At 39.9% G+C, this 25,826-nt stretch carries 27 protein-coding genes and 1 rRNA gene; 21 read left to right on the top strand and 7 right to left on the bottom strand.

The features are described 5' to 3' along the window. The first annotated feature begins 191 nt into the window (after nt 1-191). Nucleotides 192-306 (top strand): 5S ribosomal RNA (rrf, locus tag P3J6_RS01515). 628 nt (nt 307-934) lie between these two features. Here rrf and P3J6_RS01510 read toward each other — a convergent pair. The 3 genes from P3J6_RS01510 to hslR form a co-directional block, all read right to left on the bottom strand. After that, entirely contained in the window at nt 935-2,473 is a 1,539-nt protein-coding gene (locus P3J6_RS01510) for a phosphoenolpyruvate carboxykinase (protein ID WP_198522049.1), read from the bottom strand. A 264-nt stretch (nt 2,474-2,737) separates the two neighbouring features. Beyond that, nucleotides 2,738-3,583 carry an Hsp33 family molecular chaperone HslO gene (hslO, locus tag P3J6_RS01505; RefSeq protein WP_178956693.1) on the bottom strand — a complete coding sequence of 282 codons (846 nt, stop codon included), beginning with the start codon at nt 3,581-3,583 and terminating at the stop codon, nt 2,738-2,740. A 12-nt stretch (nt 3,584-3,595) separates the two neighbouring features. Continuing rightward, on the bottom strand, nt 3,596-4,018 hold the full coding sequence (gene hslR / locus P3J6_RS01500) for a ribosome-associated heat shock protein Hsp15 (RefSeq protein ID WP_138608173.1): 423 nt from the start codon (nt 4,016-4,018) through the stop codon (nt 3,596-3,598). Nucleotides 4,019-4,213: 195 nt separating this feature from the next. Between hslR and gspC the strand changes: the two genes are divergently transcribed. The 13 genes from gspC to P3J6_RS01435 all read left to right on the top strand — a co-directional run bounded on the left by gspC (nt 4,214) and on the right by P3J6_RS01435 (nt 16,242). Continuing rightward, nucleotides 4,214-5,158: a type II secretion system protein GspC gene (gspC, locus tag P3J6_RS01495; RefSeq protein WP_178956692.1), complete on the top strand. Its 945-nt coding sequence runs from the start codon at nt 4,214-4,216 to the stop codon at nt 5,156-5,158. A 23-nt stretch (nt 5,159-5,181) separates the two neighbouring features. Continuing rightward, nucleotides 5,182-7,245, top strand: a complete 2,064-nt coding sequence (gene gspD, locus P3J6_RS01490; RefSeq protein ID WP_198522048.1) for a type II secretion system secretin GspD — start codon at nt 5,182-5,184, stop codon at nt 7,243-7,245. Continuing rightward, complete coding sequence (gspE, locus tag P3J6_RS01485; protein ID WP_232735523.1) at nt 7,238-8,803, top strand: type II secretion system ATPase GspE; 1,566 nt, start codon at nt 7,238-7,240, stop codon at nt 8,801-8,803. The genes gspD and gspE overlap by 8 nt, the downstream gene beginning before the upstream one ends. A gap of 2 nt (nt 8,804-8,805) precedes the next feature. Next, on the top strand, nt 8,806-10,041 hold the full coding sequence (gspF, locus tag P3J6_RS01480) for a type II secretion system inner membrane protein GspF (RefSeq protein ID WP_010393005.1): 1,236 nt from the start codon (nt 8,806-8,808) through the stop codon (nt 10,039-10,041). A gap of 69 nt (nt 10,042-10,110) precedes the next feature. Beyond that, on the top strand, nt 10,111-10,533 hold the full coding sequence (gene gspG / locus P3J6_RS01475; protein WP_010393008.1) for a type II secretion system major pseudopilin GspG: 423 nt from the start codon (nt 10,111-10,113) through the stop codon (nt 10,531-10,533). 49 nt (nt 10,534-10,582) lie between these two features. Continuing rightward, entirely contained in the window at nt 10,583-11,170 is a 588-nt protein-coding gene (locus P3J6_RS01470) for a prepilin-type N-terminal cleavage/methylation domain-containing protein (RefSeq protein WP_198522047.1), read from the top strand. Beyond that, a complete protein-coding gene (gspI, locus tag P3J6_RS01465) occupies nt 11,170-11,544 on the top strand; it encodes a type II secretion system minor pseudopilin GspI (RefSeq protein ID WP_010393012.1) in 375 nt (124 codons plus the stop codon). Before P3J6_RS01470 ends, gspI begins: the two co-directional genes overlap by 1 nt. Next, nucleotides 11,545-12,210: a type II secretion system minor pseudopilin GspJ gene (gene gspJ / locus P3J6_RS01460; RefSeq protein WP_010393015.1), complete on the top strand. Its 666-nt coding sequence runs from the start codon at nt 11,545-11,547 to the stop codon at nt 12,208-12,210. Beyond that, nucleotides 12,210-13,196, top strand: coding sequence for a type II secretion system minor pseudopilin GspK (gspK, locus tag P3J6_RS01455; RefSeq protein ID WP_138570970.1), 987 nt, complete (start codon nt 12,210-12,212; stop codon nt 13,194-13,196). Before gspJ ends, gspK begins: the two co-directional genes overlap by 1 nt. Further along, on the top strand, nt 13,193-14,401 hold the full coding sequence (gspL, locus tag P3J6_RS01450; RefSeq protein ID WP_198522046.1) for a type II secretion system protein GspL: 1,209 nt from the start codon (nt 13,193-13,195) through the stop codon (nt 14,399-14,401). The genes gspK and gspL overlap by 4 nt, the downstream gene beginning before the upstream one ends. After that, the gene (gene gspM / locus P3J6_RS01445; RefSeq protein ID WP_054202944.1) at nt 14,398-14,871 is read left to right on the top strand and encodes a type II secretion system protein GspM; all 474 of its coding nucleotides are present in this window, start codon (nt 14,398-14,400) and stop codon (nt 14,869-14,871) included. Before gspL ends, gspM begins: the two co-directional genes overlap by 4 nt. A 3-nt stretch (nt 14,872-14,874) precedes the next feature. After that, complete coding sequence (locus P3J6_RS01440; protein ID WP_138608184.1) at nt 14,875-15,633, top strand: type II secretion system protein N; 759 nt, start codon at nt 14,875-14,877, stop codon at nt 15,631-15,633. Nucleotides 15,634-15,654: 21 nt separating this feature from the next. Then, entirely contained in the window at nt 15,655-16,242 is a 588-nt protein-coding gene (locus tag P3J6_RS01435) for a UPF0149 family protein (protein WP_138608186.1), read from the top strand. A gap of 32 nt (nt 16,243-16,274) precedes the next feature. Here P3J6_RS01435 and P3J6_RS01430 read toward each other — a convergent pair whose 3' ends face one another. Together P3J6_RS01430 and P3J6_RS01425 are read right to left on the bottom strand one after the other, a co-directional pair. Next, on the bottom strand, nt 16,275-16,481 hold the full coding sequence (locus tag P3J6_RS01430; protein ID WP_010393026.1) for a hypothetical protein: 207 nt from the start codon (nt 16,479-16,481) through the stop codon (nt 16,275-16,277). Further along, entirely contained in the window at nt 16,481-16,840 is a 360-nt protein-coding gene (locus tag P3J6_RS01425; protein ID WP_010393028.1) for a hypothetical protein, read from the bottom strand. The genes P3J6_RS01430 and P3J6_RS01425 overlap by 1 nt, the downstream gene beginning before the upstream one ends. A 283-nt stretch (nt 16,841-17,123) precedes the next feature. Here P3J6_RS01425 and ccoG point away from each other — a divergent pair, with 283 nt between their 5' ends. The 5 genes from ccoG (at nt 17,124) to P3J6_RS01400 (ending at nt 21,440) form a co-directional block, all read left to right on the top strand. After that, nucleotides 17,124-18,554 (top strand): cytochrome c oxidase accessory protein CcoG, encoded by a 1,431-nt coding sequence (ccoG, locus tag P3J6_RS01420; protein WP_010393031.1) that lies wholly within the window; start codon nt 17,124-17,126, stop codon nt 18,552-18,554. A 78-nt stretch (nt 18,555-18,632) separates the two neighbouring features. After that, nucleotides 18,633-19,607, top strand: a complete 975-nt coding sequence (locus P3J6_RS01415; protein WP_055013406.1) for a serine/threonine protein kinase — start codon at nt 18,633-18,635, stop codon at nt 19,605-19,607. 36 nt (nt 19,608-19,643) lie between these two features. Next, nucleotides 19,644-20,267 carry a thiol:disulfide interchange protein DsbA/DsbL gene (locus P3J6_RS01410; RefSeq protein WP_036980428.1) on the top strand — a complete coding sequence of 208 codons (624 nt, stop codon included), beginning with the start codon at nt 19,644-19,646 and terminating at the stop codon, nt 20,265-20,267. Between the two features lie 19 nt (nt 20,268-20,286). Then, on the top strand, nt 20,287-20,925 hold the full coding sequence (locus P3J6_RS01405; RefSeq protein ID WP_008113400.1) for a thiol:disulfide interchange protein DsbA/DsbL: 639 nt from the start codon (nt 20,287-20,289) through the stop codon (nt 20,923-20,925). A 62-nt stretch (nt 20,926-20,987) separates the two neighbouring features. Then, a complete protein-coding gene (locus P3J6_RS01400; RefSeq protein WP_109875875.1) occupies nt 20,988-21,440 on the top strand; it encodes a DUF523 domain-containing protein in 453 nt (150 codons plus the stop codon). A 9-nt stretch (nt 21,441-21,449) separates the two neighbouring features. On the opposite strand, the gene trmA is transcribed toward P3J6_RS01400, so the two are convergent. Beyond that, complete coding sequence (trmA, locus tag P3J6_RS01395) at nt 21,450-22,547, bottom strand: tRNA (uridine(54)-C5)-methyltransferase TrmA (RefSeq protein ID WP_198522045.1); 1,098 nt, start codon at nt 22,545-22,547, stop codon at nt 21,450-21,452. Nucleotides 22,548-22,711: 164 nt separating this feature from the next. On the opposite strand from trmA, the gene P3J6_RS01390 reads away from it, so the two are divergent. Then, a complete protein-coding gene (locus P3J6_RS01390; protein WP_178956685.1) occupies nt 22,712-23,836 on the top strand; it encodes a DUF5610 domain-containing protein in 1,125 nt (374 codons plus the stop codon). Nucleotides 23,837-23,902: 66 nt separating this feature from the next. After that, complete coding sequence (gene murI, locus P3J6_RS01385; protein WP_198522044.1) at nt 23,903-24,691, top strand: glutamate racemase; 789 nt, start codon at nt 23,903-23,905, stop codon at nt 24,689-24,691. On the opposite strand, the gene P3J6_RS01380 is transcribed toward murI, so the two are convergent. Continuing rightward, the gene (locus P3J6_RS01380) at nt 24,654-25,133 is read right to left on the bottom strand and encodes an RNA recognition motif domain-containing protein (protein ID WP_055013410.1); all 480 of its coding nucleotides are present in this window, start codon (nt 25,131-25,133) and stop codon (nt 24,654-24,656) included. The two genes, murI and P3J6_RS01380, sit on opposite strands and share 38 nt — an antisense overlap. Nucleotides 25,134-25,826 lie beyond the last annotated feature (693 nt).

The following is a 25,826-nucleotide window of genomic DNA, read 5'->3' as shown; positions in this document are numbered from 1 at the left end:
GAAGTGGTGTGAGCCATTAAGCTAACTTGTACTAATTACCCGTGAGGCTTAACCATACAACGCCAAACGCGTTTTATGTGATAGTGAAACAAGCGAAGAAGTTAATAGACTAAAGTAGATTACTGAAAACTTTTATTATCAGAATTCCAAATTTTAGTAAGCTCGATTAAATCGAACTTACACCAAATTTGCTTGGTGACAATAGCGTTTTGGACCCACCTGACCCCATGCCGAACTCAGTAGTGAAACGAAACAGCGCCGATGATAGTGTAGCATTTGTTATGTGAAAGTAGGACATTACCAGGCTCCAAATAAGAGAAAGCCCGATTCGAAAGAGTCGGGCTTTTTTACGTCTTCAGGAAAGTGAAAGTATTAGCCGTCAGCCGTCAGCCGTCAGCTGCACAGCGTTAACCTCAGAGCCAACGCACATCCCATTAAAAACATTAAATGTACCTTTCTATGTGGCTCTCTAGCGCTCTAGGCACTACGATATTCTACTGCGTGGTCACTACGAAGTAGCACACTCACTCCAAAAGCAAGCAAGACTCGAATGACTTGAGCCTTCTTGTGTTCGTAGGAGTTTACCAGTAATAGCTAGTGTTGTTTTATGTGCTCTAACAGGGTAAAGAGTGAGGTATTGGACAGATTCACCCTACAGTATTGTTTCATTGCTGATGACAACCCGTAACTGTACTAATGTAACATAGTTTAATAGCGTTTAATTTGAGATATACAAACTAGTAACTGCTACTTTAAAGCTTAATAGGCTCTCGGTGAGCCTTTATTAAGAAATGCACAAAACATAGGGAAACGTTTTAGCTAATAGGTGGCTTATCAGCAATTATTAAAGTAACTACGTTGCTGAAGTAAAATAGGTAGGATCAAAAACGCCAACTCAAGGTTGGCGTTTTAATTATCAGGCTAAAGGTGATTATTAAACTTTAGGGCCTGCGTTTTTAATTTCGTCAGATACGTCGTATTTAGCAAAATTTTCTGTGAAATCAGATGCTAGCTTAGCCGCATACTCTGCGTATTTAGCTTTGTCTTCCCAGGTATTGATTGGGTTAAGAAGCTTGCTATCTACGCCCGGCACTGCAACTGGTACGTCTAGGTTTAGCACGTCAATGTGTTGGGTTTCTACACCGGCTAATTTTCCAGATACGATTGCATCCACAACAGCTCGTGTTGTTGGAATATCAAAACGCTTACCAATACCGTAAGGGCCACCTGTCCATCCAGTGTTAACTAGGTAAACTTTAGCGCCGAATTCACGTACACGCTTCATTAGAAGCTCTGCGTATACACCTGCAGGACGTGGGAAGAAAGGTGCACCAAAACAGGTTGAGAATGTTGATTCAATATCGCTAGTAGAACCAATTTCTGTAGAGCCTACTTTTGCTGTGTAGCCACTTAGGAAGTGAAATGCTGCAGCTTCTTCGGTTAGTACAGATACCGGCGGTAGTACACCACTCACATCACATGTTAGGAAAACAACAGCCTTAGGCTCACCTGCGCGGTTTTCAACTTTACGTTTTTCAACATGCTCTAGTGGGTAAGCTGCACGGCTATTTTGAGTTAGGCTGGTATCGTTGAAATCAGGAACACGGTTTTCATCAAGTACCACATTCTCTAAAATTGTACCGAATCGAATAGCGTCCCAGATAACAGGTTCGTTTTTCTGAGAAAGGTCGATACATTTAGCGTAACAACCACCTTCGATATTAAATACACTACCTGGTGCCCAGCCGTGCTCGTCATCACCGATTAAGAAGCGAGTTGGATCTGCTGATAATGTTGTTTTACCTGTACCAGATAAACCAAAGAATAATGAGGTATCGCCTGCTTCACCTACGTTAGCAGAACAGTGCATTGGTAATACACCTTTCGCTGGTAGTAGGAAGTTTTGCACAGAGAACATCGATTTTTTCATTTCACCCGCGTAGCGCATGCCAGCAAGTAACACTTTACGTTGTGCAAAGTTAATAATAACTGTGCCATCGCTATTGGTACCATCGCGCTCTGGATCACATACAAACGAAGGTACGTTCATTACCTGCCACTGAGGAAAGTCGGCTTTGTTGTATGACTGTGGTTCGATGAACATGTTTTTAGCGAAGATATGGTGCCAAGCAGTTTCTGTTGTTACAACCACTGGAAGGTAGTGCTCTGGATCAGCGCCTACTTCAAGGTGAGAGATAAAGTGGTCATTACTTTGCACATGTGCTTCTACACGTGCCCATAAGGCGTCAAACTTATCTGCATCGAATGGGCGGTTTACATTGCCCCATTGGATTTCATTTTCAGTACTTGATTCTTGAACAATAAAACGATCTTTTGGAGAACGACCGGTACGACGACCAGTGTTAGCTACAAAAGCACCATTGGCGGCTAAAGTCCCTTCGCCACGGCTGATAGCGTGTTCGACAAGTTCAGCTGCAGTTAGATCGACAAAACGGGTAGCGCTTGAAGTCATGTTTATACCTAAATTGTGTGAGATTGAACGGGATAGCTCTGGGTCTTAGTAACCTTTAAGCTGCAAATATAGTAACAGATGGATTAAGGATATTCGAGCTTATAAACGCCGTAAAAGCATATAAATTAAGGGAAAAACATGAATAATTTCAATGATACCGGTGTCATGAAAAATGCTCAGCTTGTGATACCGGTGTCATTTTTTGGACATAAAAAAGCCATAAAAAATTATGGCTATTTTATAGTGTGCTTTAAAAAATCTAGATTAGTTAAATATATTTTTTATATCTTGTTCGTTAAACACATAATCTTTTAAACAGTAATGGCAGCTCATTTTAATCTCACCATTTTTTTCGACATCATCCATAAGCGCTTGTTGACCAACATTAACTAAAGCAGTCATCGTTTTTTCGCGATTACAACCACATTTAAATTGAATTGGTTGAGGGTCAAATACGCGTGGGTTATCTTCATGATAAAGGCGCGTTAAAATAGTACTGGCATCAAGCTCTAGTAGTTCTTCATCTTTAATAGTATTACTGAGTGCTTCTAAGTGAGTAAAATCTTCGATCGATTTTTGCTTATCTACAGGTAGTACTTGTAAGAATAGCCCACATGCCTTGGCGCTGCCCTCTTTAGTATCGGTTGCAAACCAAAGGCGTGTTTTTAATTGCTCAGACTGCTCAAAATAGCTTTCTATACATTCACTTAATGTATCATGCTCTAAAGGCACTATACCTTGGTAACGCTCACCTTGAGTTGGAGTAATCGTGATAACCATGTAGCCTTGGCCAATGAGCTCTTTTACCGTTGAGCCAGTTACTTCACTTTGTAATCGCGCAATGCCACGCATATTTTGTTGATCATCACCATTGATCACCGCATATTTTACGGGTCCATCACCTTGTAGTTGAACCGCAATTTCGCCTTCAAACTTTAACGTTGCTGTTAATAAACAGGTTGCAACAAGCAGCTCACCTAATAATGCTTTAACGGGCTCTGGATAATTGTGTTTCGCAATCATTTCATTGTAAGCGTTGTCTATTTGTACGAGTTCGCCACGAACATCGAGGTTGTCAAATAAATAGCGGTGAAGTAAATCTTGTTGCATGAGCGGCTATACCTAACTTGATTTCATTTTTAAAAGTTCGCGTCTTTGCTTCTTATCTGGTTTTTTATCCGGATGTGGGGCAAAGAAACTGTTATTTTTGCGTGCAATACTATTTTCTTCACGCTTAGCAATACTAGCATCAGATTCTTGATACATGGACTGTGCAATGGGGGCGCTTTGGCGCTTTTCAAGTATATTTAATACTGTGATAGTTTTTTCGTCAACGCCTTGGGCTAGCTTTATAATTGCGCCAATTTCTACAATTTTACTAGCCTTACTGCGCTGGCCATTATAATGTACTTTGCCGCCTTGTACCATTTCTCGTGCTATTGCACGCGTTTTATAAAATCGAGCCGCCCATAACCATTTGTCCAACCTCACTTTAAGTGCGTCAGCGCTTTCTGAGCTGTCATTGAGTTTAGTTTTCTTTGTCATAAAACATCCCTAGTAAATTTACTACTAGGTAAATTATCACGAAACCGTTACCGCATGTAGCTATTGCTTGATAGCTGATACGATAAATAAATCAATCTGTTTACAAAGTTTAATATTAGCGTGCTTGTTGAATGAAAAATGAAAAGGTACTATGGCTGAGTGATTTCGTTATAAATTAAAATAAGAATACTACCTATGGAACAGCACGTTCAACAATTTAAACATTTATTAAGCCGTTTACCGCACGCGAGATTAAGTGCAATGGTTATGGTTTTAGTTGTTGTTTATATTGCATTTTTATTATCAAAATTGATGTGGTTATTATGGCCGCAGCCAATAACATCGCCCCTTGTTCCTATTAGCCACTCTAGCCAAGCAATGGGCGGTAATAACCAGTCTATAGATTCGATCATTGAGCAATTTTTATTTGGTAAAGTAAATGTAACAAAAAATACCAATACTGCTTCGCAAACTAAAGTTATCAATAATGCCCCTGAAACGCGTCTTAGTATTAACTTAACCGGTATTGTTGCTGTGAGTAATGATGATAAGGCGGGAATGGCTATTATTGAGTCACAAGGTCGCCAGACGAGTTATTTAGTGGAGGATGTGGTGCAAGGTACACGTGCGAAAGTATCGCAAATACTTCCAGATCGTGTGATTTTAGATGTAAGTGGCCGCTTTGAAACCTTAATGCTTGATGGACTCGACTTTACTAAAACAGTATCAATGCCAGTACTCGCTGCACGAGATGAGTCTGAAATGGGACCTTTAGCGCCTTCAGCACAAAGCGATGAACAAATTGATGCCACTGCCAACCTTGAGGTGAAAGAAGCATTAATAGAAACTCGCGAAGAGCTTTTAGAAGAACCTGGTAAGCTATTTGATTATATACGTGTTTCTCAAGCGATGAATGATGGGGAACTTATAGGTTATCGTTTGAGTCCAGGTAAAGAGCCCGAACTATTTAAACAAATGGGATTACAAAATAACGATTTAGCCGTGGCAATTAACGGTTATCAATTAACAGATTTAAAACAGGCAATGGCAGCAATGAATGAGCTGCGAAACAGTACAGATGCAACTATCACAATAGAGCGTGATGGTGAGCAAATAGATGTACTATTTAGTCTGCAATAACTTAGCTTTGGAGTTTTAACATAATGGTTCAGGTGCTACACCTCAAAAAAATTAAAAAAGGGTTAGCTAAGTATGCAGCACTTTTTTTAGCGGCAAGTCTTTCTATGTCGGTTGCTGCTGTTGAATATGCTGCTAACTTTAAGGGCACAGATATTAATGAGTTTATTAATATTGTTGGCAAAAACCTTAATAAAACCATCATTATTGATCCTAACGTGCGTGGCAAAGTAAATGTACGTAGTTATGAATTAATGGATGAGGCGCTTTACTATCAGTTCTTTTTAAATGTTTTAGAAGTTTACGGTTATTCAGCCGTTGAAATGGACAACAACATAATAAAAATAGAAAAAAGCTCAGATGCTAAAAAATCAAACGTGCCATTAATTACTGCTGATAGCCAAGCGCTTGGCGATATGATGATTACACGGGTTGTGCGAGTTAAAAATGTAAGCGTACAAGAGTTAGGCCCTTTAGTTCGCCAATTTAGCGATCAAAAAGACGGTGGTCACGTTGCTAACTTTAACGCGGCCAACGTAATGATGCTAACTGGTCATGCAGCCTCGGTTAACCGCTTAGTAGAAATTATTCGCTCTGTTGATCAAGCGGGTGATAAGCGAGTCGATATCGTTAAGCTCAAGTTTGCAACGGCTGATGATGTTGTCTCAGTAGTTGAAAATATTTATAAAGATAGTGGCAAGGGTAGCGTACCTGAGTTTTTAATTCCTAAAGTTGTAGCTGATGGTCGTACTAATAGTGTGATTGTCAGTGGTGAAGGCCAAGCACGCACACGTGCCATTGAGCTCATTAAACGTTTAGATGGAGAGCTGGAAAGCCAAGGTAATACCAAAGTGTTTTACCTCAATTACGCAAAGGCCGAAGATTTAGTAAAAGTACTCCAAGGTGTGAGCAAATCGCTGGCAGAGGACTCAAAAGGTGGGGCAACCAAAACTCGCAGTAGTAATAAGAATGACACTAGCATTGAAGCTCATCCAGATTCTAATTCATTAGTTATTACCGCTCAGCCAGATACAATGCGTTCACTAGAGTCTGTTATTGCGCGCTTAGATATTCGCCGCGCACAAGTACTAGTGGAAGCCATTATAATTGAAGTAATGGAAGGCGATGGCGTTAACTTTGGTCTGCAATGGATTTCAGAAGAAGGCGGCATGCTGCAATTTAATAATGGTACCACTGTGCCTGTCGGTGCTTTAGCTGTAGCTGCTGAGCAAGCTCGTGACACAACAATAACTAAAACAATTATTGGAACAGAGACGGGTACTCCAACTGAATATGATGAAACTTCAGAGGGTGACTACGGCCCGCTTGCATCATTACTTGGTGGTATTAATGGTTTAGCCATGGGAGTGATTAAAAACGATTGGGGCGCAATCGTACAAGCGGTTTCAACCGATACTAATTCTAATATTCTAGCGACTCCCTCTATTACCACTATGGATAACGAAGAAGCGTCTATTTTAGTTGGCCAAGAAGTGCCAATTATTACTGGCTCGCAAACAGGTAGTAATAATACTAACCCATTCCAGACGGTTGAGCGCCAAGAAGTGGGTATAAAACTTAAAGTGACACCACAAATTAACGATGGTTCAGCGGTACAGTTGACTATAGAACAAGAAGTTTCCAGTGTTAGTGGTGCAACAGCAGTTGATATTTCAGTCAATAAGCGCGCAATTAAAACAACCGTGATGGCCGATGATGGCGGCATGGTGGTACTAGGCGGCTTGATAGATGAAGATGTACAAGAAAGCGTGTCAAAAGTGCCATTACTAGGCGATATCCCTATTTTAGGGCACTTATTTAAGTCAACTAATACAACAAAGCGTAAGCGTAATCTTATTGTATTTATAAGACCGACCATTATTCGCGATGGCGTTAGTATGAATAAACTTAGCTTTAATAAATATAACTTTATTCGCGGTGAACAATTTAAAAAACGTGAAGATGGTATTAATTTAATGCCAATGTCAGACACACCTATTTTACCTGAGTGGAATGACGAATTGTTGTTACCACCAACGTATGAAGAGCATTTACGCAAACAAAATGCACAAGAGCGTAATGATGACTAATGCGATAGAAGATATTAATCAAGATGTTGTTCATCCAATTACTCATAGTAATGATGAACAGCTTGCTCAAGATGACTTAATTGAACTGCCTGCAAAACGTTTGCCGTTTTCTTATGCCAGACGTGTTGGCGCGTTACTCAGTAAGCATAAAGATAACCAAATTGTGTATTACCGTGGTGAGCTTGATGTTGATGTATTATTAGAAGTGCGTCGTATTGCAGGACATGGCTTTACACTTGAGCAACTAGAAGATGATAAGTTTGAGCTATTACTAGAAGCATCGTATCAACGTGATAGCTCAGAAACTCAGCAAATGATGGAAGATATTGGTAATGAGGTTGATTTATTCTCACTAGCTGATGAGCTCCCTCAAACAGAAGACTTGCTTGCCGGTGACGACGATGCACCTATTATAAAGCTGATTAATGCCATGCTCAGTGAGGCAATTAAAGAAGGCGCCTCTGATATCCACATTGAAACGTTTGAGCAAGAGCTGGTTATTCGTTTTCGGGTGGATGGCGTACTCAAAGAAGTTCTAAAGCCTAATCGTAAACTAGCCTCTTTGTTGGTATCGCGTATTAAAGTAATGGCCAAACTCGATATTGCAGAAAAACGCATACCGCAAGATGGCCGTATTAGTTTACGTATCGCTGGGCGCGCTGTAGATGTGCGTGTGTCGACTATGCCATCGAGCTTTGGTGAGCGAGTGGTACTGCGTTTGCTTGATAAAAACAATGCACGTTTAAACCTAGAAGACTTAGGTATGACAGCTCGAAACCGAGAGCTGTTTGCCGACTTAATTAGCAAGCCTCACGGTATAATTTTAGTAACAGGCCCTACAGGCTCTGGTAAAAGTACCACGCTATATGCAGGTATGAGCCAAATTAACTCGCGGGATCGCAATATTTTAACGGTTGAAGATCCAATCGAGTACGAAATTCCTGGCATTGGCCAAACACAGGTTAATACCAAGGTTGATATGACTTTTGCCCGTGGTCTGCGCGCTATTTTACGTCAAGATCCTGATGTAGTTATGGTCGGTGAAATACGAGATTTAGAAACAGCCCAAATTGGTGTACAAGCATCACTTACTGGCCACTTAGTTATGTCTACGTTACATACTAATACCGCCTCAGGCGCAATCACTCGTATGGAAGATATGGGCGTTGAGCCGTTTTTATTATCGTCTTCATTACTAGGGGTATTATCCCAGCGCTTGGTACGTACTTTATGTAATAGCTGTAAAGAAGGTCACGTTGCAGATGAGCGTGAATGTGAATTACTCGGCGTACCGTTTGACAATGCTCCGACGATTTACCGCGCGGTAGGATGTGAAGAGTGTAACTTTAATGGCTACCGAGGTCGTACTGGTATTCACGAGTTATTAGTCGTCGACGAAACCATTCGTGAAATGATCCACAGCGGTAAAGGTGAGCAAAGCGTAGAGAAATACATTCGTAAGCATAGCCCAAGCATTCGTCAAGATGGCTGCAGCCGTGTGCTTGCAGGTAAAACAACGCTTGAAGAAGTGCTGCGCGTAACGCGTGAGGAAGGCTAACTATGGCAGCGTTTGAATACCGCGCATTAGATGGCCGGGGAAAAGAAAAAAAAGGTATTTTAGAAGCCGATACAGCTAAGCAAGTTCGTCAGCTTCTGCGCGATCAAAAGCTTACACCACTTGAGGTTGTGCCTGCTGCGCAAGATGACAAACAAGTTAAAGGTCAAAAAGCTCCTTTACTCGGTTCTTTATTTAAACCAACCATATCAACAGCCGATCTCGCTTTGATCACTCGTCAGCTTGCAACCTTAATTCAGTCTGCCCTACCTGTAGAAGGGGCGGTAATGGCGGTTGCTGAGCAGTGTGAAAAACCACGCTTAAAACGTATGTTAATGTCGGTGCGCTCTAAAGTAGTGGAAGGTTATACCCTGGCTGATGGGATGAGTGAGTTTCCGCATGTATTTGACGATTTATACCGCGCTATGGTGGCGGCAGGTGAAAAGTCAGGTCACTTAGATCAAGTGCTCAACAGGCTAGCTGATTATACCGAGCAGCGCCAACATATGCGCAGTCAAATTACGCAGGCTATGGTGTATCCGATTATTTTGGTGGTGTTTGCTATTGGTATTGTTTCGGTGTTATTAGGTACCGTAGTACCTAAAATATTAAAAACGTTCGAAAAAACCAAACAAGTTTTACCTTGGACTACCGAGTGGGTTATGGCGGGTAGTCATTTTGTGCAAAATTACTGGTTTATAAGTTTACTGGTGATCACCGCTACCGCGGTTGGAATCAAGTATGCGCTTAAAAAACCTAAGGTACGGTTTTGGTGGGATGCAAAAGTATTACATATGCCAGGCATAGGTAAAGTTGCTAGAGGGATTAACACAGCGCGCTTTGCTCGTACTTTAAGTATTTTATCGTCAAGTTCAGTACCGCTACTAGAAGGAATGCGTATTTCTGGTGGGGTATTAGTTAACGAAAAAATCAAACAAGCTGTGGCTGATGCCGCAGAAAGAGTAAGTGAAGGGGCAAGCCTACGTGCTTCACTGCAGCAAACTAAGTTGTTTCCACCAATGATGCTGCATATGATAGCCAGTGGTGAAAAGTCTGGTGAACTTGAGCAAATGTTAGAGCGAGCCGCTAACAATCAAGATCGCGAGTTTGAAAGTATGGTCAATGTGTCATTAAAATTATTAGAACCCGCAATGATTGCCTCTATGGCAGTCATTGTACTGTTTATAGTAATGGCAATTTTGCAGCCAATTATGGCAATGAATAAGGCTGTTGGCCTTTAATTATTTTTTATATTAATGATTTAATTAAATCATTTTTGTTTAGTGTTTTTAGAATAACGAGGTAATAACGTGAATAAACAATCAGGTTTTTCTTTATTAGAAGTGATGGTGGTATTGGTTATCATCGGGATGATCATGTCGATTGTGGCACCTAATATTATGGGTCAGCAAGAAGAAGCGGCTATTGATAAAGCGCATTTAGATATTCAGCAGTTAGAAGATGCCGTTAGCCTTTACAAGTTAAAAAATAAAAGCTACCCGAGTACAGAGCAAGGGCTTGAGGCGTTGGTAACTAAAACCAGCATTGAGCCTATCCCAAAGCGTTTTCCTGATGGCGGTTTTATTAGTAAATTGCCAGAAGATCCATGGGGCAACCCTTACCAACTTATTTACCCAGGTGAAGTAGGTAAAATTGATATTTTTTCAATGGGGCCTGATGGCGAACCGGCTACTGAGGATGATATTGGTAACTGGGGTGAAGATAAGCAGTAATGGGCATTAACTTAATCATACGCTTAAACTTAGTTGATAGGGGTTTACCATGCGGGTAAACCTTAAGCACCTGAGTGCGAAGCAATATGGTTTTAGTTTAATAGAAATTTTAGTGGTATTGGTGATCATCGCCTTTGCCACCAAAATGGTGGTATACAGCTTAGATGGCGGCGCAGAGGAAGAGCTAGATAAGCAAGCAAGTAGGCTGCATACCACCATTAATGCCGCATCGGAATTTGCTGTACTTAACCAGGTAGAGTTAGGTTTATTAGTTGATCAAAATACGCTTGAGTTTTTAGTGTTCGATGGCGAAAAGTGGACCAGCTTTGAGCGGGAAGAGTTATTTAAACCAATTGAGTTTGACCCGCAATTTAAAGTAACACTTAATCTAGAAGACCTACCTTGGGCACAAGATAACTTATTAGAGCAGTCTAACTGGCGTGAGTTAATGAGTGGCGATAATGAAGATAGTTTATTAGAACTTAAAAAATTAAAAGTTCCTCAAGTACTTCTTTTATCCTCTGCTGATGTAAGTGCATTTCAGCTTATGCTTGAGTTAAAAGATCAGGCGGAGCCGGTATATTTTATTGAAGGTAAATTTGCAGCGCCAGTTGATTTTCGTCGAGAGCCCCAATAATGAAAAAATACCAAGGTTTTACCTTATTAGAAGTCTTAGTTGCGCTAAGTATTTGTGCTATGGCGGGTATTGCTGCAATGCAAGCAACTGGTGAGCATATTCATCACTTATCGAGTATTGAAGAGCAAACGTATGGCTCATGGGTAGCCGAGAATGTATTGGTAGAACAACGAACGAAAGGCGAAAAATGGCAAGGTAAAAATGGTACTCGCGGCACTGAGATGATGGCGGGGATTGAATGGTTTTGGCGCCAAGATGTTGTGCCCACTGCGGATAAGAGCTTTGTAAAGGTCACTATTAATGTGTTTACAGATGATAAGTATGAAAATTCAATTTATGAGTTAAGTACTTACCTAAATAAAGGTAAGCCATAAGTGAAGCAGCGCGGTTTTACATTATTAGAAGTGATGGTGGCACTAGGAGTGTTGGCGTTTGTTATTATGGCCACCCACCAAATACTTGATACCACCACGCGTGCCAAAGAAGCATCAGATGAAAAAATTGCTGAGCTAAATGGGTTACAAACAGCCTTCAGGCTAATGGATCAAGACTTTAGCCAAATGACTAAACGCCAAGTGCGTAATGAAGCTGGGGATTTTCAAGAGAGTTACTTACTTGCAGGGCGCTACATTTTAGAAAGCCAGCTTGATGGCATTGCCTTTGTGCGTGATGGTTGGATGAATCCCATTAATTTACTTCCTCGCTCAGAGCTGCAAGCTGTTGGTTATCGAGTAATTGATGACAACTTAGAACGAGTATATCGCATTTATGTTGATCAACTTGATAATATGGAGCCTCGTAGCCAAGTTGTTTTAGCTGACGTAGAAGAGCTTAAATTTGAGTTTTTAGATGGTAACGCAGAGTGGCAAGAAAACTGGCAAATTAAGGCGTTACCTAAAGCGGTAGCTGTAACGTTAAAGCAAATGAACGCAGAACCAATTAGGCGCGTTTTTTTAGTGCCAGGACTCGGTAAAGAGCTACCAAAACCGGTTAATGATGGTACTAACCAATCGCAACCAAATGGCCGAGGAACGCCTTGATGAATCAAAAAACATCACGCGGCGCGGCGTTAGTTATTGTGTTATTTATTGTCGCGCTGGCTGCTATTTTAGCCGTAGAAATGAGTGCGAACTTAATGTTACAGGTACAAAGAAGTACTAACTTGCAAAGTCAGCAACAGGCTAAATGGTATGCTTATGGCGCTGAAGAATTAGCTATTAAAGGCTTAATTCAAAGTAAAAAAGACGATCCAGAAAAAACCACCTTAGCGCAGCCGTGGGCAAAGCAAGGTGATGTTAAGTATCCAGTTGATAACGGCACGTTAAGCGGTCAGTTAACTGATTTACAAGCTTGTTTAAACTTAAATGCGCTTGGTGCTGAGCCTGACCCAAACAGTACTAATAAAACGAACCCTGCGCATAAAGCGTTGTTTGCCATATTAGAAAATATAGAAGACTTACCCAGTGATGAGTCTGAAGAAGGTATGGCTGATAGTGTTTTTGACTGGTTAGATAAAAATAGTATTACGTATCGCTCAGGAGCTGAAGAGGGCGAGTATTTATCGCGTCAGTTTCCGTACATGACAGCAAATAGCCTATTTGCTTCGGTATCTGAACTGCGTTTAATTAAAGGCTTTAACCCTTTAGTGATGGAAAAAGTGCTGCCTTTTGTCTGTGTGATCCCAGGTAGTACGTTACTTTCAATTAATGTTAATACGGTCACTGAAGAGCAAGCTTTATTGTTCAGTGGCCTAATAGACGAACTGAGTGTTTCGGGTGCTCAAGCGGTAATTGCAGCGCGACCTGAAAATGGCTTTGATAATATTGAAGAGTTTTTTGAGTCTGTTAAACAACAAGGCGGCAAAAATATCAAGGCAGTAGAAAAGCTTTTTAGTTTAAAAAGTGAATATTTTAAATTACAAACGCAGGCAAAATTTGTTGATTTGCGTTTTTCGATGACCACATTACTGTATGCCAGCAATGGCGAGGTAACGATACTGGCGCGAAAATTTGGAGGCGTACAGTGACAGAGATACTGTTGATCCGCACGGGTCAAACCGAGCAAGATTTACTTAACTGGTTAATATACTCACCACAAGAACAAGAAATAATAGCCAGTGGCGAGCTACAAAATGCCAATCAGTTAAGTGAACTAACTGAAAAAGCATTAACCCGAGAACTTGTGGTACTTTTACCATGTGACCAAGTGCAATTAAAAACGGTGACACTGCCAACAAAGTGGAGCCGTAAATTAGAGCAAGCATTGCCCTATATGCTCGAAGAAGATCTTGCCTGTGATATAGACGACGTTTATATCGCGCTTGGGGAGCCAACTATGGTTGATGAGCAGCATGCAATTAAGATTGCGCTAACGAACCGTGATTGGTTTGAGCACTGGTTAGAAGTATTTGAACAACATCAACTCACTCCGTATCAAATAGTACCGGATGCATTACTATTGCCAAGCGCTGAAGAGTCATGTGTTACTGCCATCGAACTTAATAAGCAGTGGCTCTTTAAACAAGGTGACTGGCACATTAGCGCGGTTGAAAGCAGTTGGCTAAACGAGTATTTAGTAGCATTAGGCAATCCTGATATCAAGCATTACAGCCCTGCTGATCAATTTCCTGAAGCACTTAACTTATATCCGCAAACAAGTGACTATGAGTTACCGTTAGCATTATTTGCTAAACAACTTGATAAACTTAAGTTTAATTTGCGTCAAGGACCTTACACCCTTAAAAAGAAAACTGCGTTATGGTGGGGTTACTGGAAAAGTGCTGCCATTATTAGTGTGATTGCCTTGGTATCAAGTGTGACTATTAAAGCGGTTGAATTGCATCAGCTTAATTCGCAGCTAGAAGTAGCTAAATCGCAAGTAGTAGAGCGATATCAAAAAGCCTTTCCTGGCACGCGGGTGCGACCTCATTTAATTAAAAATCAAATACAGGGTGCATTGAATAAAGTACAAGGTGTTAGCGATGCTGGCTTTTTAGATTTAACCAGTAAATTGGTTAGCGTGTTTTCGCAAGTGAATGAGTTTACGCCACAAACATTACGCTTTGACAAACGCCGTAATGAATTGCGCATTCGAGCGCGTGGTAAAGACTTTCAAACTTTTGGTAAGGTTAAAGCCATTCTCGAGCAGCAAGGGGTTACTGTTGAGCAGGGCTCGTTAAATAATGATGGCGATTTTATCGTCGGCGAAATCAGACTGCGAGGTGCACAATGAAGCAGCAGTTCATGCAATATTGGCGTTCATTAAAAGAGCAAGAGCAACAACTAATTATGGTTGCAGGCGGTGTATTTATCATTTTTGTTTTGGTGATGGGGGTTTTTAGGCCTTTAAATACTGCGATAGAGCGGGCACAGCAATCACAAATAAAACAGCAAGAATTGTTAGCCTGGGTAGACGAGAGTATTGTTAAGCTCAAAGCCGCGGGTAAAACGCAAGCTGTGAGTAATCAAAATCTCAGCCAAATAGTTAATAATACGCGCGGCCGTTACAGCATTAATATTAGTAAAATGCAGCCTAATGATAACTCACTTCGTTTAACGCTCGACTCAGTAGAGTTTAATCTATTAATCCAATGGATTGATGAGCTCGTTAATCAGCATGGTTTAAGCGTAGAAAATCTAGATTTAAGCCAAGATGATAAATCCGGTTATGTACGCGTAAGCCGTTTAGTATTAGAGAAGTAGTTAATGAAAAAAATAATAATATTATCCATCGTTTTTTTAATGAGCTTTATTGTTTTTAGCGTTATTAAATTACCGGCTGCGGTTGCTGTAAATTTAGCTAAACCGTATTTTCCACCGCAGCTAGAAATAGGACAAACTGCTGGCACGTTGTGGCAGGGACAAGTTATGCAGCTGCGCTTTGAAGGTGAGCAATTAAATAATGTACGCTGGGATATATCTGGCTGGGCGTTATTTAAAGCTCAAGTGAATACTAACTTACGCTTTGGTAATCCTCGCGAACGCAGTGACATATCGGGCTATGCAGATATTAGTTATTCACTAGCAAGTGATGAGCTTAAAATAACTGATACTGTAGTGCGTTCAACGGTTGAGCGAGCAATGCAGCGAATTGACTTACCGTTACCAGTTACTGCTAAAGGACGTGTAATCTTAGAGCTTGATGAATACGTTTCTGGAGCGCCATATTGTCAATCACTCCAAGGTGAAATAGCCAGCCCTGATATTGACGTACAAGGTTTAACTGGTTGGTTCAATATTGGTGATCTCAGTGGCAAATTAAGTTGTAAGTCGGGCGATGTTGCTATACTCATCGAGCCAGACAATAGATTAGGGCTTGAGGCAGATGCTACACTAAAGGCTAATTTTGACTTTAAAGTTGCGGGATATGTTAAACCTGATCTAACTTTACCCAAAGAAGTTCATGACGCGGTGAAGTTTTTAGGCAGACCAGATAACCAAGGTCGTTACCCACTTAAATTTTAATATTTTATATAAAGAGTTTTAATGCAAATACCTCAGTTTACTGAGCAGCATGCCAAGCTGCTCAGCGAGTTTTTAAATACCCAATCAGGCGCAATGAGCCTTACCCAAAGCCAAGGTTATTTATTTGGCGTTATATGTTCACCTGAGCCGCTAGAAGTTCACCAATGGTTAGAAAACATTCTCCCTGATACAGCAAACGACCTTGATGAAGACATGTTATTTTTGTTTATGGCATTACACCATCAGGTGAGTGAGCAAGTATTTGAGTTGGGTTATAAGTTACCCGCTGAGTTTGAATATGATTTTTGCCAGCAATGGTCAGCGGGTTTTTTAACCGCAAGCCAAGCGTATACCCACAAGTTACTAGCAAGTGAGCAACTAGATATTCAATACAAGCAAGCGCTTGAAAGCGCACAGGCTACGCTCAGTTTTTTTGCTCTCGATAAACCAATCATTACGCAAATTGCACAGCAAAATAATATTGATGAATTACACTTATGTGAGCAGCAGTACGAGCTAATGGGCGACTTTGCATTAGGTTTTGCTGAACTTATCGAAATTGTAGCGCTTAACAGTGGCTTGTATACTGATGAAGGGTGGGAGGAGTAAGTTTTCTAGCGCTTAAACGTTGTTCTCAACACCTAACCGCCAATTTCTAATTCAATATCAGTGCAACCTTGTTTGCACTGTATTACTCCTTTACCGGGTTCGCTGGTGGCTAAGTTAAGGGTTAATACGCCATTACAATGTTCGCATTTTAACGTTTTACCCTGTGCCAATTGCTTAAGCATGGTGCGATGTTTATGAAATGAGTTACTTGCTTTTTTATTTAATCCAGAAAAATCCATTACTTTACTCTCGCTTGCGCTAATGACTCTTTGATAATACGACATACAGTAAGTAATCGTTCTTCGTAAAAATAGAGGTTTAGATCACCTTGGCGACAATAGCGTAGTTCAAATAACTTGACTGATTCATCCGTAGTAAATGTTTTAGCAACATAGTCTTGCTCAGAACGAGAAAGTGCTAACTGTTGATTCACTTTATTTCTCGTCATGGTTGCTACAGGAAAGCGATCTACTTTAGTTGAGCTGCTTAACAAACCGATACCATCACCGAGCAACCGTTCGCGCGGCTCTTTTACCAAAGGATGATCAACGGTAAAAAATGCTAGGATCACAACCACTAGTATAAAAAATTTCTTCATAAATATACAAACCTTGATCCAAACAACACTTTAGTAGCCGGCAAGTGTAATAAAATACACCTTAAAAGCAAGTCACAAATTGAATAAATTATTAGCAATCTAGTCAGTAATTTTAGCTAATATGCGTATAATAAGAGGCAGTAGTTAGATATTTCTGAAATATCTGAAAGTACACAAGTGCGACTTAAAGCGTATTATGTTTAGCATGCAAGTTGCTACACTTAGGCGAAAAGTACAAAAAGATTGCTGAATTTTTATTTCCTAGCGGCGTTGAGGAACTTCAATGGATAAGCAAATTAAAGTAAAAAACATACCAACAGAGGTTAAGATCCAAAAACCTGATCTGAGCCGTCAAGAAGATAGATTTAATCCTCGCAATCGTATTTATGTACGTGCGGTTACTGGGCTTCATCAATTACTAAGACAACGTATCGGCTTTTTAGGCATGCTAGCGTTTATGTTATTGCCTTGGATCAACTTTAATGGTCAGCAAGCTGTGTTGTTTGAGCTAATGGAGCAAAAGTTTAATATTTTTGGTTTAACCCTGTGGCCACAAGACTTCACTATTCTTGCATTTATTTTTATGCTTGCGGCGTTTGCTCTATTTTTAGTGACTACTTTTTATGGCCGAGTATGGTGTGGCTATACCTGTCCGCAAACAGTATGGACCTTCATTTTTATTTGGTTTGAAGAAAAATTTGAGGGCAGTGCTAATCAACGTAAAAAGTTAGATCAGCGGCCAATGGATTTTGATAAATTCTGGAGAAAAACCGCAAAGCACACTAGTTGGGTGCTATTTTCTCTATATACAGCGTTAACCTTTGTTGGTTACTTTACGCCTATTCGCGAACTACTCCCAGAATTTGTTACATTTAATGTGGGCGGTTATGCCTTAGTTAGTATTATTGTATTTACTATTTGTACTTATGGTAATGCGGGTTGGATGCGCGAAATTATGTGTTTACATATATGCCCATACTCACGCTTTCAGTCAGCAATGTTTGATAAAGACACCTTTACTGTAAGCTACGATGAAGCGCGTGGTGAAAACCGCGGGCCACGTTCGCGTAAACAAGACCCAAAAGAGCTGGGGTTAGGTGATTGTATTGACTGTAACTTGTGTGTGCAGGTTTGCCCAACTGGGATTGATATTCGTAATGGTCTGCAATACGAGTGTATAAACTGTGGCGCGTGTATTGACGCCTGTGACGGCGTAATGGACAAAATGAATTATCCTCGAGGTCTAATCTCTTATACCACCGAGCGTAACTTGGAAACCCCAGAGAATAAAACTCATCCGCTGCGTCCTAAGCTGATTGGTTACAGTATTATTTTAGTCTTACTTACCGGTGCGTTGGTAGCCAATATAGCTATGCGTAAACCTATGGACTTTGATATTATCCGTGATCGCAATCAGTTGTATCGTGTCGATTTTAATGGCTTAGTTGAAAACACCTACACCTTAAAAGTGATTAATAAGGCACAGTACGAGCAAACATTCTCTATTGATGTTAAAGGGTTAGATAACTATAAATACATAGGTGATACCACCTTTACGGTGAACGCTGGTGAATCGCATAATGTGCCGTTATCATTAGTAATGGACCCTTATGATTTAAAAGCGCCAATGACCGAGTTTAACTTTGTACTGTCGCCAATAAACGAACCCGATAACCAAATATCGCAGCAAAGTAACTTTTTTAAAGCGCGATAAAGAGTCTGTATTAAAAGACGAACACTGATATTAACAAAAAAGCGGGATATTCCCGCTTTTCTTTTATATAAGAAGTATATGAGTAAATTTAGCTTTATTGACTTAACCCCAGATCTTATTTTGGATGCCATCGAAAGCGTTGATATTTACGCTGAGTCAGGGTTGCTAGCGCTAAATAGCTACGAAAATCGAGTGTATCAATTTGTAGCTGAGGGTGGAAAACGTTACGTTGTTAAGTTTTATCGGCCTGAGCGCTGGAGCAAAGCACAAATTCAAGAGGAACATGATTTTGCTTTTGAACTGGCAGCCGCAGAAGTACCGGTGGTTGCGCCAATAAAGCATAATGGGCAAAGCTTATTTGAACACCAAGGGTATTTATTTACTTTATTCCCAAGTGTAGGCGGGCGTTTATTTGAAGTCGATAATTTAGATCAGCTTGACGTACTAGGGCGTTTAATTGGTCGCATGCACCAAGTAGCGAAAACGCAGCCCTTTACCCAAAGACCAATCGTTAGCTGTGATGAATACCTGCATACAGCTAAAGTTCATTTACAAAAAAGTAATTTAGTTCCTATGGGACTAGAAACTTCCTTTTACACTATTTTAGATTTAGTTATTGCCCAAGCGCAGCTGCAATATAAAAATGTAGACAGTATTCGCTTACACGGAGACTGCCATGCTGGTAATATTTTATGGGCTGGGGATGCGCTGATGTTTGTTGATTTAGACGATAGCCGCCAAGGACCTGCAATTCAAGATTTATGGATGATGCTCAGTGGCGATCGACAAACACAGCTGTTACAGTTAGACACTTTAGTGAATGCGTATGAAGAGTTTTGTGATTTTGATCACTCACAACTGAAGCTGATCGAACCGCTTCGCGCCATGCGTATGATTCATTACATGGGTTGGGTTGCAAAACGTTGGAGCGATCCAGCTTTTGTACGGAACTTTTCATGGTTTGCAGATGACAAATACTGGGAGCAACAAATTTTAGCGCTTAAAGAACAGCTTGCAGCTTTGCAAGAAGCCCCGTTAAAATTATTGCCATAATATTTTTATTTAAAAAAGAAGTATAACGAGATATTCATGCTTAAAAAATTAAAACTAAGTTTACTGATCCTATGTTTACCTTTCGCAGCACTAGCTGCCAACTTTGAAGCAGGTAATCAATATACTGTGATTGACGTTGAAAAGAGTAAAACGCCAAACGTAACCGAATTCTTCTCTTTCTATTGCCCGCACTGTTTTAAGTTTGAGCCGGTAGCAAAAGGGATTGCAGAAAACTTACCTGAAGGGGCTGAGTTTGTAAAAAATCATGTTAACTTTTTAGGGGGCGTTTCACCACAAGCACAAAGTAACCTGAGCTTTGCTTACTTAATTGCTAAAAAACATGGTCAAGCCGAAGCAGTAACAGCGCAAATTTTTAAAAGCATCCATATTCAGCGTGCACCATTAACAGAAATTAAAGACGTTAAGAAGTTATTAGAGCTTAACGCAATTGATAACAGCACATTTGATAATGATATTGCTAGTTTGCCTATCATAGCAGCTGAACGTGCCATGCAAGATAAGCAGAATAAATATTCTGAGCTTGGCGCATTAACTGGCGTACCTACATTTATCGTAAATGACAAATATAAAATCAATATTAATACAATCAAGAGTCAACAAGAACTTGATGAGTTAATTAGCTTTTTACTAAAACTATAATTTTTGGAGCACCATAATAATGATCAAATTAGTTAAAGCAGGGTTGCTTGCTGTATTACTCCCTTTAGCTGCAACCAGTTTTGCTGCCACTTACGAAGAGGGCGTACATTATGATGTCGTCTCTGATCGTGCAACCAGAAAGCCAGAAGTAAAAGAGTTTTTCTCTTTTTACTGCCCTGCATGTAATAACATGGAGCCACTGCTTGCTGAGATCAAACCTAAGCTAGACAAAAACGTAAAGTTTAAGAAAAGCCATGTGGATTTCGTGGGCGTTCGTGACCCAGAACATCAAACCATGATCAGCCAAGCACTAGCTACTGCTGAAGTACTACCGCAAAAAGATAAAATTATTTCAGCGATGTTTGACCACATTCACGCAAAGCGTGCTCGTTTTAATGAGCTTGCAGATGTAAAAGATGTATTTTTAGCGCAAGGTGTAGATGGCGACAAATTTGATAAATTATTTGAAAGCTTCTCGGTACGTACACTGAGCTCTAAAATGAAGCGCGACCAAGATTACTTTAAAGGAAAAGGGGCACTGCGTGGCGTTCCAACATTTATTGTTAATGGTAAATATAAGCTTAACTTAGGTGGCGAGTCAGGTATTTCATCGCCAGAAGATGTAAGCGCACTTATTAACTACTTAGCAAATAAATAATTAGTTTAGTGAAATAAAAAAGCTCCGAAAGGAGCTTTTTTATTTGGAGAAGAAAATTCATTATGGAAAAAATTTTAATCTCAAGTTGTTTGTTAGGTTTGCCAGTTCGTTATGATGGTAAAGGCCAAACAATATTGCACCCTCAACTTAATTTGTGGCAAAAGCAAAATAGATTAATCGTATTTTGTCCTGAGATTGCTGGTGGCTTACTCGTGCCTAGAGCGCCCGCTGAGATAAAGCAAAATCGAGTTATTACAAATACTGCCGAGGATGTAACAAGTGCATTTGAAGCTGGCGCTAATAAAGCATTAGCCCTTTGTAATAAGCATAATATTCGCTTTGCTTTACTAAAAGAGTCTAGTCCTTCGTGTGGCCGTAATACAATTTATGATGGAAGCCATAGTGGGGTGAAAGTAAAAGGCATGGGGCTGACCGCTAAGTTATTGGTAAAGCATCAAGTTAAAGTATTTAGTGAAGAGCAAATACCAGCACTTATCAAGGCGCTGGCATTATAGTATTGGATTTTATTTTTTCTGTAAAAATACACCAGATTCAATATGGTGTGTGTAAGGGAACTGATCAAATATTGCAAAGCGCTTAACCTCATGGGTTTGGCATAAGTGATCAAGATCACGCTCTAACGTATCTGGGTTACATGATATATAAATAATATTCTCATAGTTAGCCACTAAATCACACGTTAGGGTATCCATGCCAGCACGAGGTGGGTCGACTAGAATGGTTTGGCAGTTGTAACTACGAAGGTCAATACCATCTAAGCGAGAGAAAGTACGCTCGCCTTTCATTGCCTGAGTAAACTCTTCGCTCGACATGCGAATAATATCTAAGTTAGTTACTTTGTTTTGAGCAATATTATATTGCGCTGAATGCACAGACGATTTTGATATTTCTGTTGCCAGCACTTTATTAAATGAGCCCGCAAGTGCAATTGAAAAGTTTCCGTTACCACAATACAGCTCTAGTAAATCATTGTTTAGTGGTTTACATAGCTCTTGTGCCCACTCTAACATTTTAATATTCACCTTCGCATTAGGCTGAGTAAAGCTATTTTCTACCTGTTGATAGATTAGCTCTTGGCCATTTACCATTAAACGCTCAGTAACAAAGTCATCGCCTAATTTTTCTTTTTGCTTACGTGCACGGCCAATAAAGTCAATTTTGTACTGGCTACTTAGCTTTTCCTTTAAGGCATTAATCTCAGTTAACCAGTTTTCATCAAGTGGCTTGTGATAAAGCAAGCTCACTAAAATTTCACCGCTGAGGGTCGATAAATAATCTATTTGGAATAATTTACGACGCAGTACTTCGCAGCCTTTTAAGTTATCAATCATTACCTGCATAACTTCACCTACTAAAGGAGCTGCAGGGTCAAAGGTATCAACACGTATTTTATCTTTCGTTTGTTGATCAAACATAATGTGAAACAGATCGTCACCATCGTGCCATACTCTAAATTCTGCACGTTGACGGTAGTTAATAGGCTCAGAGCTAAATACTTCTAACTGTTTTACACCGAAACGTTGAAACTGCTCTGTAATACGCTGCTCTTTTTCATTTAATTGTGCATCGTACTGCGTGGTATCTATATTTATAACTGCCATTAACGGTATAACCTTATCGTTGAGATCTGTTTATCGGCGCTATTGTAGGGAGCGAAGCGTATTTGTCTAGTTTTGATCAAATATAGTGAGCTTTTTTTAAGCATTTTACTACAGTATAGGCTTACTTGGCCGATATAAGAGTATGTCTAAATAGGAGTCTTCTCATGAAAATAGGTAACTTTAGTTTTGTTCCAAACAGCAATGCCAATAAATACAATACTAAGCAAGCAATGCCACAGCCTAAAATAGACTCCCCACCAACTAGCTATCAGCAACGCGGAAAAGAATTGGCTGCTGCCGTATTGGGTGACAAAATGGCAAAAGAATTAGGCTTGCCGGTTGCTGAAGCGAAAAAAGACAAACCATTGTTTGATTTTAATGAAGTAGTCAAAAATGTTTTAGACTTTGTGACCAGCTCAGTAAAAAAAGCCAAAGCCAATGGTGCCGATGATGACAAGCTACAAGATATACTCAACCAGGCACGTAAAGGCGTGCAAACAGGTGTTGATGAAGCTGTCGATGAATTAAAAGGCATGGGCGTATTTAATCAAGAGCTTGAAGAGGGTATTGATAAATCAAAAGAGGGCATCTTTAATGGCCTTGATAAATTTGAGCAGAACTTATTTAATCCTCAGCCAGCAAGTGTAACGGTTAGTCAATCGCAATATGTGAACCTTAGTAACAGCGCTGATTATACTTTTACCACCGCAGAAGGTGATGAGGTGAGTATTAGTTTTGCAGACGCTTACCAATCCCAGTCATCTAGTCGCTATCAGCAAACTGAAAGCTCACAAGCATTTAGTACGCAATTTTCTGAGTCTCGTGAGTTGTCATTTTCTATGTCAGTAAATGGAGAGCTTAATGAAGACGAACAGCAAGCTATAAATGATTTAATGGCAGAGTTACAAGATGTAAGTAAAACCTTTTTCAGTGGCGACTTAGATAAAGCATTTGAACAAGCCCAAGAACTCAGCTTAGGAAATGAACAGCTGGTGGCATTTTCAATGGACTTACGTCAAAGCAAAACTGTGGCAGCTATTAAAGAGTATGAACAAATTAAGCCAACATCAGAAAAGGCCATTGCCGAAACCGTCGCACCTTTTAATGATGATCTAAAATCGGCTTACTCTAAAGCGCAAACACTAGGATTAGAAAGCCAGCTATCAGGTATCATTCAATGGCTAAATCAAGATCAACAAGAAATAGATAAACTGGTTGATTACACTAACACCATGTTTGAAAACTTAGATAAATTAAACACAGCTACTGCAAAACTAAACGCTGAGTAAAACTACTTTCTTTTATAAAAGCCTCATGGCAAACTGCCGTTCTAAGTAAAGAGTAGGAATGGTAGTTTGTCAGCGCACATCATGGTATTTGATTCAGGTATAGGTGGAACCACAGTACTTGAGCATATTCAGCAAAGCATTCCTCACGCTCAATATAGTTACTTCATGGATAATGCATTATTGCCTTATGGTGCACAGTCGCAGCAGACTATAATTAGTCGCTTATGTGGACTAATCCAATTTATCAAAAATGAGTCGCTCAATGTCGACTTAATTGTTATAGCCTGCAATACCGCCTCAACATCTGCATTAAGTGCGGTACGTCAAATAACAGATATTCCAATTGTAGGGGTTGTACCTGCGATTAAGCCCGCAGCACAAATAACACAATCAAAGCATATTGGATTATTGGCAACCCCTGCTACAGTAGCAAGTTCATATACGGATACACTGATTAAAGAGCATGCCTCACTTATAACTACAAACTTATATAGTAGTGTTGAATTGGTCACCCTGGCAGAAACATTCTTTTTTACCCAATACTTAGATATAGAAAAGCTGCACGCTGAGTTAAACCGATTAAATATTAATAAAGATATCGATGTGCTGGTATTAGGCTGTACTCACTTTCCTATTCTTGCTAAACCAATTAGTGATTACTTTAAAGCACATATAGAGTTGTTAGATTCTGGTGCGGCTATTGCTAAGCGAGTTAGATCTTTACTGAATTTAAGCGATGATCAAGCAGGCATAAAAAAGCCGCTGCGGTATTATGCAACGGCTGATATATGTAGTGATAAACTAGCCGTTAAGCAAGTTACACTGTTTGATCCGACTCTGAACGATAAGAGTTAGAATCATCTTCTTGTTTTTGTTTTGCTTCACGTACTTTTAAAGTACGTTGTTGGAACTCACTATCATTTAACTTAGCAATTGCGTTATCCGCATCAGCTTGAGCCATTTCAACAAAACCAAAGCCGCGACGTTTGCCAGTATTCTTATCTTTCAATAAACGAACATTAAATACCTTGCCTTGCTCTTCGAACAAAGCACGTACAACGCCTTCATTTGCGCGATAAGGAAGATTGCCAACATAAAGTGTTTTTGTTTTTACTTCGGCTTCTTCTGCACTTACTGATGACATTGCAGCAATGACAAGTCCACCAATTAATAAACCAGCACCAAATAGTAGTGCAGGGTCTAATGCTAGGCTTGCAAGTGCAAACTTAACGATAACAAAACCAACAACAGCAAGAATAACTGCAAAGATAAAAGATTTTTGATCGGGTAATTTCATTTTGATCTACCAATAAACAGGAAATAAACATTAATTTAACATTGTGAACTTGCTATCTTAACGTCTTAATTGAACATAGCAATGAAATTTATAGTAAATAGTTAATAAGAGTGCAAAAAACGACCTAAAGTAAGCTCTTTCCATACCATTTTGATACTATTTGCCTGAAAGTTGAGCAAACAGTAAAAAGATCTAAAAAAAAGGTTGATCTGTTTTCGGATCTCCCTATAATGCGACCCCACTGAGACGGGGAACGCCAACGCATAGCGAGGCACGAACTACTCAGAGAGTTAAATAAAACTTGAGTTTAAATCATCGTAAGAAAGTTTAAAATTAAGTGTTGACTCGAAAAATAAAGGATGTATTATACGCATCCCTAGCGACAACGTCGCAACGTTCTTTAACAATATAAAGCAATCATCTGTGTGGGCACTCGTACAGATTGAGTTCTAACAGCCAAGCTTGGTTTACTAAGTAAGGCAAACAAATTTAGAGTCTCAATTGAAACTGAGTGACCAACAGCAATAAACTTATTTATTGCAGCACAGTCAATTCAATATCGAAAGATATTAAATAAATTCAGAATTCATTGAGCTGTCGAAAGACATAAAACTTTTTAATTGAAGAGTTTGATCATGGCTCAGATTGAACGCTGGCGGCAGGCCTAACACATGCAAGTCGAGCGGTAACAGA

Source organism: Pseudoalteromonas sp. 3J6, from assembly GCF_903995135.1.
Taxonomy (GTDB): Bacteria; Pseudomonadota; Gammaproteobacteria; order Enterobacterales; family Alteromonadaceae; genus Pseudoalteromonas.
The sequence above is the reverse complement of the archived record's forward strand: the minus strand, read 5'-3'. Positions and strand labels throughout refer to the sequence as shown.